The following is a 16,796-nucleotide window of genomic DNA, read 5'->3' on the forward strand; positions in this document are numbered from 1 at the left end:
ACCTCCTTTCCTTATTTGTAGGAACCGAGCTTGTCGCTCAGCTGGCCTTTGTTGCTGTACTGGCCGAGGACATCGCTTCCGCGCTCGCCCTTGGGCAGCTTGCCGGTGGCCAGAGCCTCCGGGGACTGGATGGACGGGTTGCAGCCCTTCGCATCCATGTTGGCGAACGTCAGCTCCACCTTGGCGTCGGCCAGACGCGGGTCGTTGGACAGCCATTCCTTCAGACGCGGGTCGTTGGCGTTCGTGATGGCGGGGTTGCCCTGCGGGTCGCACGGCACCGGGTTCTTGAACGGGGAGTTCTCCGCCGTCGCCTTATAGATCAGCGCAGGGATGCCGCGCAGCTGCGAGGCGCCGCACACCCAGCACTGGGCGTACTTGTCCATGCAGCAGTTGATGCCGACCAGCTCGAAGCCGTGGCTTGCGGTGTCCATCTCGGGGTACCACCAGGCGTGGTTCGCGTTGATGGTGCCTTCCTTGATGCCGTAGTACAGGTCGGCAACCTCGCGGACAGCGCCCCACGGAGTGCGGATCCAGACCCAATCGCCCTGCTCGATGTTCATGCGAGCAGCGTCCTTCGGGTTGATCTCAACACGCGGGGACGGCCACAGCTCGCGGCACCACGGCAGCTGACGATGCTCGGAGTGGAAGTACACAGGCTGGCGGGAACCAGTGGTCATGATGAACGCGTGGTCGTCGCCGTACTTCTGCAGGTTCTCCCTGTACTCTTCCATCAAATGATCGCCCTTGTAGTTGTCATTGATGTAGGAGTCACTCGTCTTGATCTGGTCGGCCTGGTCCTTGTGGTAGTAGCGCGGAGCTTCCACCTTGGAGTTCTTCGGCTCGAACCAGTGCGGGAACTTGTCGATATCCGGGATCTTGCCGTCGTAGGCGGCGCGGTCCGGGCTGCAGGTTTCCGCGAAGGTCTTCGTGCTGTCGGGGATGTACGTCTCGGCGATGGTGGACCAGATCTCGACCTTGGCGGTCGGGGTCATGAACGCGCACTTCTCGTCGACGGCGGCGTACAGGTTGTAACCACCCTGCTGACGACGGTAGCCCATCTCCCAGCGGCGATACGTGCCCCAACGCTCGGGATGCCACTTGCGGCAGTCGAACCAGCCTTCCTTCTGGAACTTCGCAGCGTACTGCGGGAAGTCGGGGCCGTCCGGGAACTCTTCGGTCTTCCACCAGTCGGTGGCGTCCTTGAGCACGCGGTACTCCTGCTCTTCGTACGTGACGTTGCCGCCCATTTGCACGAAGTTGTTGTAGTCCAGGTTGTTCCACTCGTCGTACTCGGGGTCGCGGTTGTTCCACACCACGCCCATAGCCTTGTACAGGCAGATAACGGCAACCGGGTCGTAGATGCAGTCGCCCATAGGCTCGACAGCACGCTGACCAGCACCGAACAGACCGCCGGCGCCCTGGGACACGCGGCCGGTGTTGACCTCGAGCCAGTGCAGGACGGGGATGACGATGTCGGCGCAGCCGTTGTTCGGGCAGCTCCACAGGTTGAAGTCCAGCCAGAAGTCCAGGCGAGTCAGTGCTTCCCAAGCCTCAAGCAGGTTGGACTCGTTCATGAAGTCGCCGGACATGCACACGCCGCCGTGAATCTGGTACGGGGTGTCGATGCCGTTGATGGAGTCCCAAATGGTTGCGGAGTCAGCCCAGCGGTTCCAGTAGCGCAGCAGCGGGAAGCGCTCAGCGGAAATCTGCTTCTCGTTGCTCTGGAACGAGGTCTTCAGACCAGGCCAGGAACGCGAGCTCTTGTACGCGCCGCCCTTGCGCTCTGCAATCCAGTGCGCCTCGTCGTGCGTGGGCACATGGTTACCGTAGCGCTCGGCCAGCGGGGACTTCTCGTCGATGAGGTACTGCACAAAGTTCTGGATCAGCGGGATCTGGTCCTCGATGGACAGGTCGCGCGGGGTGTTGCCCAGCTCCATGGTGCCAATACCGTCGCGGATGCCCCAGTCGCGCGGCTCGTGGTCGGTGACCAGCATGTTCGCGCGGCCGCAGCAGCCGTCGACCTCGGCCTTGGAAGAACCGCGGTTGCCGGCGGGCTCGTCGGAGTTGCCGGTGATGCAGGCGATGATCTGCAGGGCGCGGGAGTTCTGCACCGCGTGGCCCGTTTGGTCGGGAGCCAGCTGATAGTGGATGCCGCCGTTGCCATGCAGCGGGTTCAGGCGCGTGGTGTAGATCTTCACGGCCTCGACAACCTTCTCAGCCGGAACCTCGGTCACGCTCTCGCAGTACTCGGGCGTGTACTCGGAAAGGCTGTCGGAGAAAGCTTCCCAAACGGTGCCGGCCTTGATGGTGGTGCCGTTCTTCAGCTTGATGTCAACGCCGCCGGGGAACAGCGCGGGGTTCTTCGGCAGACCCATGGGGTTGGACTTCTTGCCGCCCTCGTTGCCCTCGTTCCAGTACGCGTCGTACGTGGGGTCGGCCGGGTCGGCGAAGTGCGACGGGTCGGGCAGCCACGCGTCGGCGATGATGGGCTTGTAGGGGTGCTCGATCCACGTACCGGTGGTCGGGATCTTGTGCTTCTCGCCCTCCCACTGGCAGGCCTCGGCGTCCCAGTAGGTCGGCTTGTTGTTGTTCTCATCCCAGCAGATAAAGCGGCGGTAGCTGTACTGCTCCGGCGCCGGCTCCCACCACTGGCTGATCCATTCGCGGTCAACGTCGGCCTCGGTCAGGATACGGGACTCCATGTCGATGCCGCCGTTCATCTCCTGGAACCAGCCCTTCTTCGTGCGGCCGTCCTTCTCAGGATTCCACAGGAACGGGGCGTTGGTCCAACGGCGAACGAACAGATCGTCGTAAGCTTCGTTGTCCAGAATCCACTTGAGCCACGTCAGCGACAAGCACAGGTCGGTACCAACACGCAGCGGCAGCCACAGGTCGGCTTCCTTTCCCAGCGGCGTCATGCGCGGGTCAACCAATATATGCTTGTAAGCGCGCTGGCTGCAGTCTACAACGGTACGGTTCGTGGAGTCGTAGTTGGAATACTCAGCTGCGGTGCCCCACTGCACGTACACGAGCGGACCCTGCTCGACTTCCATCCAGGGCGAACCGATTTCGTCGGTCAGGATACCGGCAAAGTGGCGCGGGCCCTTGCAGATCTCGTACGCCAGGTGGGCGTTCGGGGTCGGGAAGATGGACTTCAGGGTGCCGTACGGGGGCTGCGCCCACACGCGGGACGTGCCGCCCATGGCGAAGTTGGCTTCGCCGCCGTACTTGGAGACGATCTCGTTGAACTTGGCGCCAGCCTCGTCAAAGGCGTCGGCCAGGGAAATGCGGACCCAACCGGGATCGTCCTCGCCCTTGGGTTTCGTGCGCTTCAAGCAGTAGCGCAAACGATCGGGATGGTACAGTGCGAGCATCGACGATTGAGACTTCGCGCAGCAGTGGCCGCGGCTGTGAGCGTTGGATTCGTCGCCCTCAACCTTGATCACCTTGTTGTCCTGGACGGTAACCCACGTACCGCACTCAACTTTACCGCAAGCGCGGCAGCAAGAACGGATGCGCTTCACTTCACCGGCCGTCGGATCAGCACCCTCGGCCAGAGCCGCGGACGGCGCTGCTGCGAACCCCACGGTTGCGGCAGCACCCGCCATAGCGGACGCCTTCAGGAAGCTGCGGCGAGTCAAAGAAAGTTTCGCCATATGCCCCTCCTCTCCTTTTCTGATTCGTTTCTCCTTCGTCTCCCGCATTGGGAACGCGGCGCCGTGCCGGCACCCTGCCTCCGCCTGCAAGGGGGAAGGGAGGGAGGAGGTGGCGGCCGGGCCGGATGCGGCTACGGCGCGGCGTTCCCAATGCGATGATCCGATGGTACGGCGGTGCGCCGGACGGGAATCATAAGGGTGGGATTGTATGAGCGCGCGCATATCATCCTTGCGGGATGATTTTGCGCTGAACAGGGCATTTATACTTTGCTTAGCGAAGAGGACACAGGCGGATGACCTGGGGCGGGCCCGATTCGGGTAGCCCGCCGGGCATTCGCCGAACGAAGAGTTAGGGGTACAGGACATGGCAAAACCAAGGCCTTCGATGACGCTGATATTGGACCTGGACGAGCGCGTGGATTCCGAGGATCTGCGCCTGGAGATCGGCCGCAGCTACGCCTACGTGGGGTCGACGCTGGTGCGCACGCACGCCGCCGCGGGCGAGGACGCCCCGGTGGAGAACACCATGCGCATGTTGGTGAAGCTGGGCACGCGCCAGTACCTGGCGGCCGGCGAGGAAGGCTCCAACGAGCTGTGGAACGACGTGATGCGCGATTGGTTCCGCAACCAGTTCCGCAAGCTTGGCAACCAGGCGCTCATCTACAACAAGCGCCAGAAGGAAATGGAAGACGGGAGCGAGCTTGCGTTCACGTGGCTTGAGGTGGACCTGCAGAACGGCACGCTGCCCGTGCGCCTGCATATGGACGACGTGAGCGGCATCGCCGAGGACGCCGCCGACATGCTCTCGCTCGTGCGCGACGCCTACAATGAGGGCAAGCTGGGCGATGCCGGCTCGATCGCCCGCGTGAGCATGCCCTCCGACGAGGATTGGGCCGCGCAGGTGGAAGCCGGCGCCGTCGCATTCGCCGAGCGCAAGGCCGCCGAGGAGGCAGCCGCCGCCGAGGCCGAGGCAGCTGCCGAAGCCGAACGCGTCGCCGCCGAAAAGGCCGCGGCCGAGGCGTTCCTGGAGTCGCCCGAGCTAGTGGAGGCCGACGCGCGCGCCGCTGCGGGCGAAGGCGCCGTCGACGGCGGCGGCATGGAGCCGCCGGAGCTTGTGTTCGAACTTGATGAGCCTACGTTCACGCCGACGTACCGCACGTGGACCGTGGAGTATACTGACGGCACGAGCAAGGTGTTCCAGGCCTAAGGGCCTTGCGGGGCCCGCGAGCGCGCCCCAGCGCCGAACCGCCGCGCTCCCCTGAAGGCGCCGCGTGCGCGGCAACGCCTTCGCCACCTTTTGAAAACCGCCCCGCCGCGTGCTACGCGCAGGCGACGGGGCCCCAGATAGCCGCTACCGAAGGGAGTTTCACATGATAGATACCATCGCCGCATTCGATGGGCGCCTCGCCAAGGTCGAGGGCGCCGAGCGCAGCGGCAAGACGCAGGCGCTCGTGGCGCGCTGCGCGCACCTTATCCAGAACGGGGAAGCTCCCGCATCCATCTTGGTAGCGGTCACTAACAACTTCGCCGCGCAGGCCTTCCGCAAGCGTCTGCGCCGCGCCCTTCCCGCAAACCTCGTCGGCGCCGCCCTGTCGGTGCGCGTGAGCACCGCACTCGACGCCGCCGTGTCGGTGCTCGACGAGCCCGCCGCCCGCGAGGCCACCGGCCGCGTGCCGCGCATCCTGAACAGCGCGGAGTACAACTTCTTCCTGGAGGATTTGAAGACCATCGGCGAGCATCCGCGCAAGCTGCGCAGCATGCTGGGCTTCCTGGACCGCAAGATGGCCGGCTACGAGCCGCGCGAGGAATGGAACGCCGGCACCGCCGCGGACAATCTGCTCGCCTACGCCACGCGCATTCTGAAGCTGCGCGGCGCCATGCTGGCCGGCGAGGTCCCCATGCTGGCCGCCGACTTCCTGAAAAGCGATGCCGGCGAGGGTGCTCGCGGCAGCTTCGCCTATGTGCTGGCCGACGACTTCCAGAACTTCTCCCACGCCGAGCAGACGGTGCTGTGCCTACTGGCCGACAAGCAGATCATGGTGACGGGCAACCCCAACCAGATGATGTCCAAGCGCGGCAACCACCCCTACGTAGAGGGATTCCTGAAGTTCGAGGCCGTGCGCCGCGACGTGGAGGTGTTCCACCTGCAGGGCGCGTTCGGAAACCCGCAGGTCATCGCGCTGGCCGATGCGCTGTGCACCGAGGGCGACATGGATAGCGCCTACATCGCCGGCAGCGTCACGCCCATCGAGCGCGGCGCCGGGGCCGAGGGCCTGCCGCAAGGCGTCCAGTCCATCAAGTGGAACACGCCCGAGGACGAGCTCAACGGCCTGACGAAGTACCTGCGCAAGCTGCTGGACGGCCAGGAGGACGCGCGCGAGGCCAACACCTGCGTGGTCGTTCCCAACCGCCGCTGGGCCGTGATGGTGGAGAAGATGCTGCGCCGCCGCGGCTTCAACGTGTCGGCCGCCGGCGCCGCCGGCACGCTTGCGGGCGACCCGCGCGACTCCACGCGCTCCCGCGCGCTCGTGGCGTACACGAAGCTGGGGCTGCTGGCCGACCCCACCGACATGATCGCGTGGCGCAGCTGGTGCGGCTTCGACAACGCGCTGACGAACTCCGACGCCTGGATGGGCCTGCAGGACTTCGCCGAGGCCGAGGGCCTTACGCTGTACCAGGCGCTCCAGCAGGTGGGCAATGCCGGTTTCGGCGCGAAGGAGCCGTTCCTGCGCGCCCGCACGCTGGCCGAGAAATGGCGCTCCGGCCAGGACTTCCTTGAGAAGAACGCCACGCGCCGCGGCTTCGGCCTCATGAAGGCCATCGGCGCCGAGGGCATCAGCGAGTTCGAGGCCGTCGCCGCCGACATGGCGGGCGACGAGACGGCGAAGACCCTGCTCGAGCTCGAGCAGGCCGCCATCTCCGACCCGGTGTGGACCGAGGACCCGCACGTCGTGCACATCTGCCTGCCGCAGAACCTGTGCGGCACCGAGTACGACAACATGTTCGTGGTCGGCTGCATCGACGGCTTCTTCCCGCAGCGCAACGCCTTCGAGGTGATCAGCACCGACGGCGAGCGCAACCGCATCATGGACTCCGAGCGCCGCGACTTCATGGGCGGCGTGGCGAAGGCCAAGCACCTGCTGGTGCTGTCGCACTTCAGCAAGGCCGAGCTGGAGCTGGCCGAGCGCACGAAGATGCAGGTGATGCGCGTGAAGAGCGAGAACGGCAAGCGCATGGCCATCGTGCGCCCGTCCTGCTTCCTGAGCGAGGCCGGCGACGCCGCCCCCACCACCATAGGCGGCCAGGCGCTTCTGGCAGAGTACGGCCTGAACTAGGCCGCAATCGGACATGAGCGGGCTTTGCACAGGAGCGCGGCCCGCAAGCGCAGGGGGCGCGGCACCAGCCGCGCCCCCTGCGTGCGTTCAGGGTTGCACCTTCCAAACTTCTGGGCGGTTTTGCAGGCGATTTCGCGGAAATCTGGTTTTCGGCGTGATTGCGACCTGGGGTTTTACGTCTTGCGGAGCAAAACAGCCCTTTCAAACCGCCCAGAAGTCCGAGAGAGACGAGCAAATCCGACCCTTCTTTCTGCAAAACCGCCCAGAAGATCTACTTATATGACAGCGTCCATATGATGCGCAGTAGACTTGCAGCAAAAGCATGATTCCCCACCAGCAGATTTCCCGAAATGTCCGGGGAACGTGGCTTTGCGCTGCCGTACAATCGGGGAAGTTTTCAGATGAGGAGTTGCATTATGGCCGTTATCGATGCGCATGCGCATATCTACCCCGACAAAATCGCCCCGAAGGCCGTGGAGGCCGTCGGAGATTTCTACAACGTTGACATGTTCGGCGATGGCACCGCCGACGGTCTACTTGCGGCGAAGGACCGCGCACCCATCACGCACTTCATCGTGCACTCCGTGGCAACCACCGCGCACGCCGTCACCGCCATCAACGACTTCATCGCGAAGCAATGCCAAGCGCACCCCGAATTCATCGGCTTCGCCGCCATGCAGCAGGACTTCGAGGACCCCGCAGCCGAGCTGCAGCGCGCCGTCGATCTGGGCCTGCGCGGCATCAAGCTGCACCCCGACACGCAGAAGGTGGACATGGACGACCCGCGCCTTATGGAGGTGTACGCCATCTGCGAGCAGCTGGGGCTTCCCGTGGTCATCCACACGGGCGACTACCGTTACGATTACTCGCACCCGCGCCGCCTGGTGAACATCCTGCGCACGTTCCCCGACCTGGTGGTAGATGCGGCGCATTTCGGCTGCTGGTCGCGCTACGAAGTGGGCTACGACATCCTGCACGAGGTGGCCATGAACGACCGCGTGTTCCTGGACGAGTCCAGCTCGCAGTACTTCCTGGGGCAGCGCCGCACGGTGGAGCTCACGCGCATGTGGGGCACCGACCGCATCATGTTCGGCAGCGACTTCCCCATGTGGGACCCCGCCGAGGAGTACCGCACGCTTACCACCGCCGGGTTCACCGAGGACGAGCTGGAGAACATCCTATGGCACAACGCCGAGCGCTTCGCCGGCGTGAAGGTCGAGTAGCAGGGCGAACGCGCGGTTGAAGCCGCGGATGCGCAGCTGCCAGGTCGGCTCGCCGGGTTCCGGCCCTCCGCGAACGCGCTCAGCAACCTGCGTCGGAAGGCGACGGCAAAAGCGCCGGACGGAATACATCGCACGAAGCAAGAAGGCCTCCCGGTTGGGAGGCCTTCTTGTTATTCGTCTTCCTCTTGCTTGGGCTTCGGGGTGAGCACCAGCTTCACGCGATCGATGCGGTGGCGGTCCATGCGCACCACCGTCAGCTTCGCCGTTGCCTCCTTGCCCTCGAGCGTCAGGCTCTCGCCCTCGGAGGGGATACGGTCGAGCACGTCCATGATCAGGCCGCCGAGCGTCTCGCAGTCCTCGGCGTCCTCGGGCGCGAAGCCGATAAGCTCCTCGAAGTCGCCCACGGCCATGCCGCCGTCGATCATCATGGTGTCGTCGGTGAGCTTCTTCACCAGCTCGCTGTCAGAGTGGCGGTACTCATCGTCGACGTGGCCCACGATCTGCTCCATGATGTCGGTCATGGTGACGATGCCGGCCGTGCCACCGTGCTCGTCGACCACCACGGCGATCTTCGTGGCGCCTTCCTGCAGCACCTGCAGCAGCTTCGCCACGGGGATGCTCTCGGGCACGGCCTCGATGGTGCGCACGGGCAGGTCATCGATGGTGGAGCCCTTCTGCATGAGGTACAGGTCCTTCACGTGCACGAAGCCCACGATGCGGTCCTTGGTCTCGCGGCACACGGGGTAGCGCGTGTACTTGTAACGCGTGACCAGCGCCATGTTCTCCTCCAGGGAGTCCTCGAGGTCGATGCACACCAGGTCGGTTCGCGGGGTCATGATGGCCTCGGCGTCCTTGTCGCCCAGGTCGAAGATGTTGTCCACGAACTCGTTCTGCTCGGGGTCGATCAGGCCGCTTTCCGTGGACTCGTCGATGAGCAGCTTGATCTCATCGCCCGTGTACACCTCGCGCTCGTTGGCCGGGTCGTGGCCGGTCAGGCGCACCACGCCGTTGGTGATGCCGTTGAACAGGATCATGATGGGATAGGTGATCTTGTAGAACGCCATAAGCGGGCCGGCCGTGAACAGCGCGTAGCGCTCGGTGGCGAAGATGGCGAACGACTTGGGGATCAGCTCGCCCACCACCACGTGCAGCGTGGTCATGATGAAGTAGCCGATGGCCACGGCCACCACGCTGACCAAGGCCTCAGGCAGATGCAGCATCTCGAACAGCGGGCGGATGAGAGCGGAGAACGCGGGCTCGCCCAACCAGCCCAATGCCAGCGACGCCAACGTGATGCCCAGCTGACAGGCGGACAGATACTGGTTAACGTTCTCGGCAATGTGCATGGCGCTTTTCGCACCCTTCTTGCCTTGCTCGACGGCCAGCTCGAGCTGGGACTTTCGAACGCGCACCAAAGCGAATTCGGCGATAACGAAAAACGCGTTCATAGCCAGGAACAAAACGACAAGAATCAGGCTTAAGCCTATGTGCATAAAAGCGGGTCTCCTTATGTCGGGTGCATATCAAAGAAGCGGGCACTTGGCCCGCCTCCCAGCCCTCCGGCGCGCCGGAGGCTTGCTAATCAGGTAGCTCTTCTATTTTGGCATGCGAACACGCATACACGGGGTTCCTTTACGCTATATCCAAAAGTTAGGCCGCGTTTTACGGAACCGTTACTTTTCGGAGCCGTCCTGCGGTTCCGGGGAAGCCGCGGCATTGACCTCCATATCCCGGGTATGCTGGATGCCGTACGGCACGGAACGGACGAACGGGACGTCGCCGTCAAGTTTGAGCAGCTCGTCGTGATCGAAGGGCTTCATATGCAGGTTCATCGACGGAATTCGATCTCACCGGTTTCGGGGTTCATGGACTGCACGATGGCCAGCGACTCCAGGTGGTAGCCGCGACGGCGCAGATCGTCGCCGCCGGGCTGGAAGCCCTTCTCCACGGCGATGCCGATGCCCTCGACCGTAGCGCCAGCTTCCTCGACCAGGTCGATAAGGCCGTTCAGGGCGCAACCGTTGGCCAGGAAGTCGTCGATGAGCAGCACGTGATCGTCGGCGTTCAGGAACTTCTTCGACACGATGACGTCGTAGATGCGCTGATGCGTGAACGACTGGATCTTCGTGGAGTACACGTCGCCATCAAGGTTGATGGACTGGCTTTTCTTCGCGAACACCACCGGCACATCGAAGTGCTGCGCCACCACGGCGGCGATGCCGATGCCCGACGCCTCGATGGTGAGGATCTTGTTGATGGGCGCGTCGGCGAACAGGCGCTTGAGCTCCTTGCCCATCTCGTTGAACAGGTTGATGTCCATCTGGTGGTTCAGAAAACCGTCCACCTTCAGAACGCCTTCCGACTTCACCACACCGTCGCGCCTGATGCGCTCTTCAAGCAGTTCCACTGTCTTATCCCTCTTCCGATTCCTACCTATACCATGCGGCTTGCGCTAAATGGAAACCGTTCCCGTGACCAGCAGGCCGATCGACACGATGGCCGCGATGAGGATGACGGCGGCCACCACGCGATCGAGCGTGTTGTCCAAGAACGGCTGGCTACGCTCCCTCTTGCCCTTGATATATAGCAAGATGCCAGGAGCATACAGGATAGACATGAGTGTAACGCCGACGGCGCCGCTTGCCCATGCAAGGAACACGCTGTAGATGACGCCGAGGACGGCGAACACGCGCCAAACGGGCACGGGAGCGCCCAGCTTACCTTTGAAGGAATCGGCCTCGGTAAAGGCGACCTTCGCGAAATACGCGGCCGAAAGCAGGTACGGCAGCAAGATCATGCCGGCGGACAGCGCGTAGAAGAACTGGTACGTGCTCTCCGAGAATAGCATGATGACGAGGAACACCTCGATGATCAGGTTCGTGACGACCAGCGTGACGATGGGCGCGCCCTTCTTGTTCACACGGGCGAACGCCTTCACGAAACCGCCCTGAGCGGCCGCCTCGTAGGGGCACTCGGCGGAGAGCACGGTGTAGCCGAGCATGGCGCCGACCAGGGACAGCACCACGCCGCCATTGATGAGCGTGGCGCCCCACGGGCCGACGGCGCGCTCCATGACGCCGGCGAGCGCCGGGTTGGACAGCTCGGACAGCTCGGAGAGCGGCATGACGCCCATGGACAGGGTGGAGACCAGCAGATAGATGGTGAGCACGCAGATGAAGGCGATGACGGTGGCCTTGCCCACGTCGCTGTCCTTCTTGGCGCGGCCGGAGATGGCCACGGCGCCCTCGATGCCGAGGAACACCCAGATGGTGACCATCATGGTGCCGCTGACCTGCTCGAAGAACGTCATGCCCTCCACCGAACCGTGCGCCATGTTCTCCATGAAGATGTTCACGTCGAACTTCTGGAAGAAGATGATGGCAGTGAGCGCGACGAAAATGGGGACGAACTTGCTGATGGTGATGATCAGGTTGACGCCCGCCGCCTCCTTCACGCCGCGGCTGACCAGGAACGCGTAGAACCAGATGATGCAGCTGGCCGCGATGACGGAGGCCAGGTTGTTGCCCGTGCCGAAGACGGGGAAGAAGTAAGACAAGGCGCCGCACAGGAGCGCGGAGAAGCTGACGGTGCACAGGATGGCCGAGATCCAGTAGCCCCAGGCGCTGTTGAAGCCCAGGAAGTCGCCGAAACCGGCGGCCGCGTAGCTGTAGATGCCGCCCTTGAGCTGGGGCTTAAGGCGAGACAGCGCGAAAAACGTCATAACCAGGCACAGCACGCCCACAGCCGAGATGCCCCAAGCCGTGAGGATAGCGGCGCCGCTGGCGCCATGGGCCGCCTGATCGCCGGACAGCGTGAACACGCCGGCGCCGAGGATCAGCGTGATGACCGACGCTACTAGACGGAAAATGCCCAGCTTGCCGTGATGTTCCATATCATGCAGCGCGCCGGACCCGGTTGCCACCGTGCCGGAAGCGGCCATAGAAGCGCCTGCCGCTTCGTTAGCGTTGTTCATCGAACCCTCCTCGTCAGAGTAAATAGTTCTCACCACTATACCCCACACGAGGCTATATAAAGGATTCGTAAAGGATATTTTCCGATGCAAATGAATAATGCCTGGGGTGTATGCGCGGTTTTGCGTGAGGCGATTCACACGGCGGGGCACGCGCGAAGCCGGGCCGGAGACGCAGGGCGACGCGCGCCAAGGTCGCGGCCGCGTGGGAAGCGGCTCTGCGCGTCAAGGACGCAGCGGCCCGAAAAGGCGAGCACCGTTCGCCGGAACGGCGACGACCCGAGGGGAACGATGCCTCGGGCCGCCATGACGCCGCCGGGGACGGCGAGCGCTATTCGTATGTCTGCTGGTCGATGAGCACGCGCGACAAGGCGGAGCGATCGAGCGCGCAGCCCAAACCGTGCTCATGGCCTCGGCGCTCGAGCGTGACCGTCCCGCGCTCCACCGTGTACGGCGGGTCGGTAACGTCGACGTCGAAGTAGCGCGAGGTGGCGCCGATGTCGCCCGCGTCGACCACGCCGGGCAGCATCTGGAACGCCGCATGCACGCGCCGCGAGATGCCGGTGTCGTACATACCGCCCATCCACACGCTCATGCCGCGCGCGTTCGCCATGCGGACGAACTGCAGCGCAGGCTGGATGCCGCCGAATTTCCCGATCTTGAGCGCGTAGCACTTCAGCTCCTGATGCTTGAGCGCCTTCGCCAGATCGTTTGCGGTGAAGATGGACTCGTCCAGGCACACCGCCGTTTGGATGCGCCGCTGCAGCTGTGCCAAGCGCGCGAACAGGTCGTGCGGACCGTTTGCCGGCGCGCGCCGCGGATCGAGGGGTTCCTCGATCCAGGCGATGCCCAGCGCATCGAGGCCGCGCAGCACGTCAAGGTCCCGCTCGGTGAAGCTTTGGTTCGCGTCCAGCGATATGACCAGGTCGGGGAACGCCTCGCGCACCGCCTGCACGCAAAATGGCGCAGTACCCGGCGTCACCTTCAGCTTCACGCGCGCGTACCCGTCATCCACGCAGCGCTGAACGGCGGCCAGCGTGTCCGACACCGAGCCTACGGGCACGGCGGCCCCTGCCAACGCCGATGCGGGGCGACCATCTTCGGGCGCCTGCCCGCCGATGAGCCGCCACAGCGGCTGTCCTACGATCTTCCCGTACAGGTCCCATAGCGCCGGCTCGATGGCCCCGCGCGCCATAGGCAGCGCATCGGCGCCCGGGCACGCCGCCAGCAGGCCGTCGGCCTCGGAGGGGTGCAGGAACACCGTGTTCAGCACCAGGGGGATGAGCTGCTCCTGCAGGATGCGCAGGTCCTGGTCGAGCGTTTCGGGCAGATACCAGTCGGTGGGGAAGGCCGCGCACTCGCCCAGGCCCGTGCGACCGGCATGGTCGACCACCTCCACCAGCAGCGATTCGCGGAACGACAGCGTCCCCTTCGCCGTGGCGAAGGGCTTGCGGAACGGCAGGCGGATGCGGTACAGGTTCACGCGCTTGACCTCGATGCGCTGCTCGTAGAGCTTGCGCAGGGCCGAGCGGTCCACCTTGCCGATGCCCGTGCGCGGGAAGGAATCCAGCACGAACAGGTGCTTGGGCTGGTACACGCGCGACAGCTGGGACGCCACGCTGCGCGCCGCCTCCTGGGCGAATATTCGGTCGGAAACGGTGCGGCCGCGCTGCCCCGCGACGCTCGTGCCGACGGAGGCCGACAGGGGCCTGGGCAGGTCGTACGCCGCATCGCGCTCGATGAAGCCGACCGGGCGGCGGCCCCACTTCTCGTCGGGCGCGCCGAAGATGTACGCGTCGGCCACGCCGGGCACGCGCAGCAGCTTCTCGCGGATCTCGGCGGGGTAGACGTTCTCCCCGCCCGAGATGAACATGTCGTCGGTGCGCTCCTTCACGTACAGCTTGCCGTCGGGCGCGATGGCCGCCGTGTCGCCGGTGAGGAAGAACCCGTCGGCCGTGTAGGCGGCCCGCGCGTTCAGGTAGCCGGAGAACAGCCCGGGGCCGCGCACGGCAAGGCGGCCGAACCCGTCGGGGCCGGCGTCCACGATGCGCGCCTCATAGCCGGGAAGCAGCTGCATGCCGCCCGTGAAACCGGGCAGCACCAGGGAGTTCGCGATGTTGCTGGACGTCTCGGTCATGCCGTAGCTGGCGTACACGCGGGCACGCGCGGCCAGGGCGCTGCCGAGCGTCTGCGCGTTCAACGGGCCCCCGCCCAGCAGGATGCACACATAGCGGCGCAGCTGATCGGCGTTCGGCGCCGCCAGCATGTCCTGCAGCATCTTGTCGACCACCGAGATGTGGGTGGCGCCACGACGGGCGGCGTCGGCCAGCACGCGGCGGGCGTCGAAGCGCTCGTAGAGGATGAACGGGTTCGCGTTCAGGAAGCTGCGCACCACCATCTGCAGGCCGCCCACGTGGTACAGGGGCAGCGCTGCCTGCCACAGGCCCTCGCCGCGGCGGTTGAGCGCGGCGTTCGAAACCGCCGCCGAGCCGCACAGGTTGTCCCAGGTCAGGGGAACGGCCTTCGAGCGGCCAGTGGTGCCGGAGGTGAACATGACCACCGCCACGGCACCGTGGTCGAACACGTGCGCGCCGCGTTCGGCGAAATGGATGACGCTTTCCACGGCGTCCTGGCGGGCAACGTCCTCGCGGCGGCGCGCCGCCGCCTGGCGGCCGTGGCCCGCGCGGCCGAGCGCGCGGGTGGTGCGGGCCTCGGCGGTGGCGATGTTGGTGCGAGCGGCGAAGGCCGTGCGCTGCGCATGGCCGCGACCGTGCGCAGCCGTCTCGGCGGTGCCGGTGGCCTCGTCGGCCACGGTCTGCAGCAGGTGCCCCGCGTTCGACATGTCCACGGTATAGGAGACGGTCACGGCACGGGAACGCTGCAGATCGAGCAAGCGCGCCTGCTTCTCAGCGTCGGTCAGGCGCGTGTTCATGGTGATGAGCGAGAACCCGCCGTAGGCGGCCGCGAGCAGCATGATGACGAAAGCCGGGTTGTTCGGCAGGTCGATCACCACGGCGTCGCCCGGCTCGACGCCCCTTCGACGCAACAGGCTGGCCAGGCCCGCCGCCATCATGCGGGCTTCCCTATACGAGAACGCTTCCACGTTCCCTTCCTTGTCGACAAACGTGAAGCATGTGCGCTGCGGGTTCTGCCGCACCATGCCTTCGAATACGCCGATCATGAGGGTTCTGTGCCTACCTTTGCCTTGAACTGCTGAAACGACTTACGGGAACTTCGGGTACTTGGAGAAGTCGGGCTTGCGCTTCTCCTTGAACGCGTCGCGGCCCTCCTTCGCCTCGTCGGTGGTGTAGTACAGCAACGTGGCGTCGCCGGCGAACTGCTGCAAACCGGCCAAGCCGTCGGTGGCGGCGTTGAAGGACGCCTTCATGAAGCGCAGCGCCGTGGGGCTGAACTGCAGCATCTCGCGCGCCCACTGCACGGTCTCCTCCTCGAGCTGCTCGAAGGGCACCACCTTGTTGACCATGCCCATGTCGAGCGCCTCCTGCGCCGTGTACTGGCGGCACAGGTACCAGATCTCGCGCGCCTTCTTCTGGCCGACCATGGCCGCCAGGTAGCCCGCGCCGTAGCCGGCGTCGAAGCTGCCCACCTTCGGTCCCGTTTGGCCGAACTTCGCCGTTTCCGCGGCGATGGACAGGTCGCACAGGATGTGCAGCACGTGGCCGCCGCCGATGGCGTAACCGTTGACCATGGCGATGACGGGCTTGGGCACCACGCGGATCAGGCGCTGCAGGTCGAGCACGTTCAGGCGGGGGATGTTGTCCTCGCCGACGTAGCCGCCGTTGCCGCGGATCTTCTGGTCGCCGCCGCTGCAGAACGCCTCGTCCTCATGACGGCCGCCGTGGTTGGCGCCCGTGAGGATGATGACGCCGACGGAGGCGTCGTCGCGCGCCACGGAGAACGCGTCGTACATCTCGTTGACCGTCAGGGGCGTGAAGGCGTTGCGCCTGGCGGGACGGTTGATGGTGATCTTCGCGATGCCCTCGTACGTTTCGTAGACGATCTCGCGGTATTGCTTTCCAGGTTGCCACTGGATGTCGCTCATGTGATTCCTTCCGCTGCTACGCGAAAACGCAAGGGTTTGCGCGAAGTTTTACGTGTACGAAACAATGGTAGCGAATTCGCCCGACATAAGCACGCTCCGCACGATATCCGCATCGTACGGAGCGTCTCAACGGGTTCCCTATTCCGATGCGCGGCCAGGCCGCGCGGCTTGCTACAGGGCGGCGCGCAGGGCCTCCGCCGTTTTGCCGTACTCGGCTTCCACAGGCGCGAACAGCTCCTTTGCCCGCGTAAGGTCTGCCGGCTTGGCGCGCAGCTCGTCGGTCAGCGCGTTCGACGGCTCGTACAGGCCGGTGAATCCCATGTTCTGCGCGATGCCCTTCAGCGTGTGGGAGGCAAGGAACGCGGCATCCGCGTTGCCGTCCCGCAGCGCTTCGCCCAGCTGCTCGAAGCTGGGGTCCTCCAGGAACTTCTCGGAGAAGCGCACGATGAGCGCCTCGCTGGTGAAACGACGCATCACGTCGTTGAAATCGGCTCCTACCTGGTTATATGCGTTCTCGATCGTGCTCATGGCCTATCTCGCCTTTCCTTG

Annotated in this window: 11 protein-coding genes; 3 read left to right on the forward strand and 8 right to left on the reverse strand. The window is 64.8% G+C overall.

Features of this window, described 5'->3' with window-relative positions:
* Positions 1-11 precede the first annotated feature (11 nt).
* Entirely contained in the window at positions 12-3,656 is a 3,645-nt protein-coding gene (locus tag Q0G75_RS02870) for a molybdopterin dinucleotide binding domain-containing protein (RefSeq protein WP_294416663.1), read from the reverse strand.
* Between the two features lie 385 nt (positions 3,657-4,041).
* Between Q0G75_RS02870 and Q0G75_RS02875 the strand changes: the two genes are divergently transcribed.
* The 3 genes from Q0G75_RS02875 to Q0G75_RS02885 all read left to right on the forward strand — a co-directional run bounded on the left by Q0G75_RS02875 (position 4,042) and on the right by Q0G75_RS02885 (position 8,214).
* Entirely contained in the window at positions 4,042-4,863 is an 822-nt protein-coding gene (locus Q0G75_RS02875) for a hypothetical protein (protein WP_294416245.1), read from the forward strand.
* Positions 4,864-5,026: 163 nt separating this feature from the next.
* A complete protein-coding gene (locus Q0G75_RS02880) occupies positions 5,027-6,991 on the forward strand; it encodes a UvrD-helicase domain-containing protein (protein WP_294416243.1) in 1,965 nt (654 codons plus the stop codon).
* A 416-nt stretch (positions 6,992-7,407) separates the two neighbouring features.
* The gene (locus tag Q0G75_RS02885; RefSeq protein WP_294416242.1) at positions 7,408-8,214 is read left to right on the forward strand and encodes an amidohydrolase family protein; all 807 of its coding nucleotides are present in this window, start codon (positions 7,408-7,410) and stop codon (positions 8,212-8,214) included.
* Between the two features lie 170 nt (positions 8,215-8,384).
* Here Q0G75_RS02885 and Q0G75_RS02890 read toward each other — a convergent pair whose 3' ends face one another.
* From Q0G75_RS02890 to Q0G75_RS02920, 7 genes are all read right to left on the reverse strand, one after another.
* Positions 8,385-9,707, reverse strand: coding sequence for a hemolysin family protein (locus Q0G75_RS02890; protein ID WP_294416238.1), 1,323 nt, complete (start codon positions 9,705-9,707; stop codon positions 8,385-8,387).
* A 180-nt stretch (positions 9,708-9,887) separates the two neighbouring features.
* A complete protein-coding gene (locus tag Q0G75_RS02895; RefSeq protein WP_294416236.1) occupies positions 9,888-10,046 on the reverse strand; it encodes a hypothetical protein in 159 nt (52 codons plus the stop codon).
* Positions 10,043-10,621, reverse strand: coding sequence for a xanthine phosphoribosyltransferase (locus tag Q0G75_RS02900; protein ID WP_294416234.1), 579 nt, complete (start codon positions 10,619-10,621; stop codon positions 10,043-10,045). The genes Q0G75_RS02895 and Q0G75_RS02900 overlap by 4 nt, the downstream gene beginning before the upstream one ends.
* 45 nt (positions 10,622-10,666) lie before the next feature.
* On the reverse strand, positions 10,667-12,187 hold the full coding sequence (locus tag Q0G75_RS02905; RefSeq protein WP_294416232.1) for a basic amino acid/polyamine antiporter: 1,521 nt from the start codon (positions 12,185-12,187) through the stop codon (positions 10,667-10,669).
* Between the two features lie 328 nt (positions 12,188-12,515).
* Positions 12,516-15,365 carry an o-succinylbenzoate synthase gene (gene menC, locus Q0G75_RS02910; RefSeq protein ID WP_294416230.1) on the reverse strand — a complete coding sequence of 950 codons (2,850 nt, stop codon included), beginning with the start codon at positions 15,363-15,365 and terminating at the stop codon, positions 12,516-12,518.
* Between the two features lie 42 nt (positions 15,366-15,407).
* Positions 15,408-16,247, reverse strand: coding sequence for a 1,4-dihydroxy-2-naphthoyl-CoA synthase (gene menB / locus Q0G75_RS02915; RefSeq protein WP_294416228.1), 840 nt, complete (start codon positions 16,245-16,247; stop codon positions 15,408-15,410).
* Between the two features lie 171 nt (positions 16,248-16,418).
* Positions 16,419-16,775 carry an Hpt domain-containing protein gene (locus Q0G75_RS02920; RefSeq protein ID WP_294416226.1) on the reverse strand — a complete coding sequence of 119 codons (357 nt, stop codon included), beginning with the start codon at positions 16,773-16,775 and terminating at the stop codon, positions 16,419-16,421.
* Positions 16,776-16,796: the final 21 nt, after the last annotated feature.

Source organism: uncultured Senegalimassilia sp. (genome assembly GCF_934636665.1).
In the GTDB taxonomy this organism is placed as follows: Bacteria; Actinomycetota; Coriobacteriia; order Coriobacteriales; family Eggerthellaceae; genus Senegalimassilia.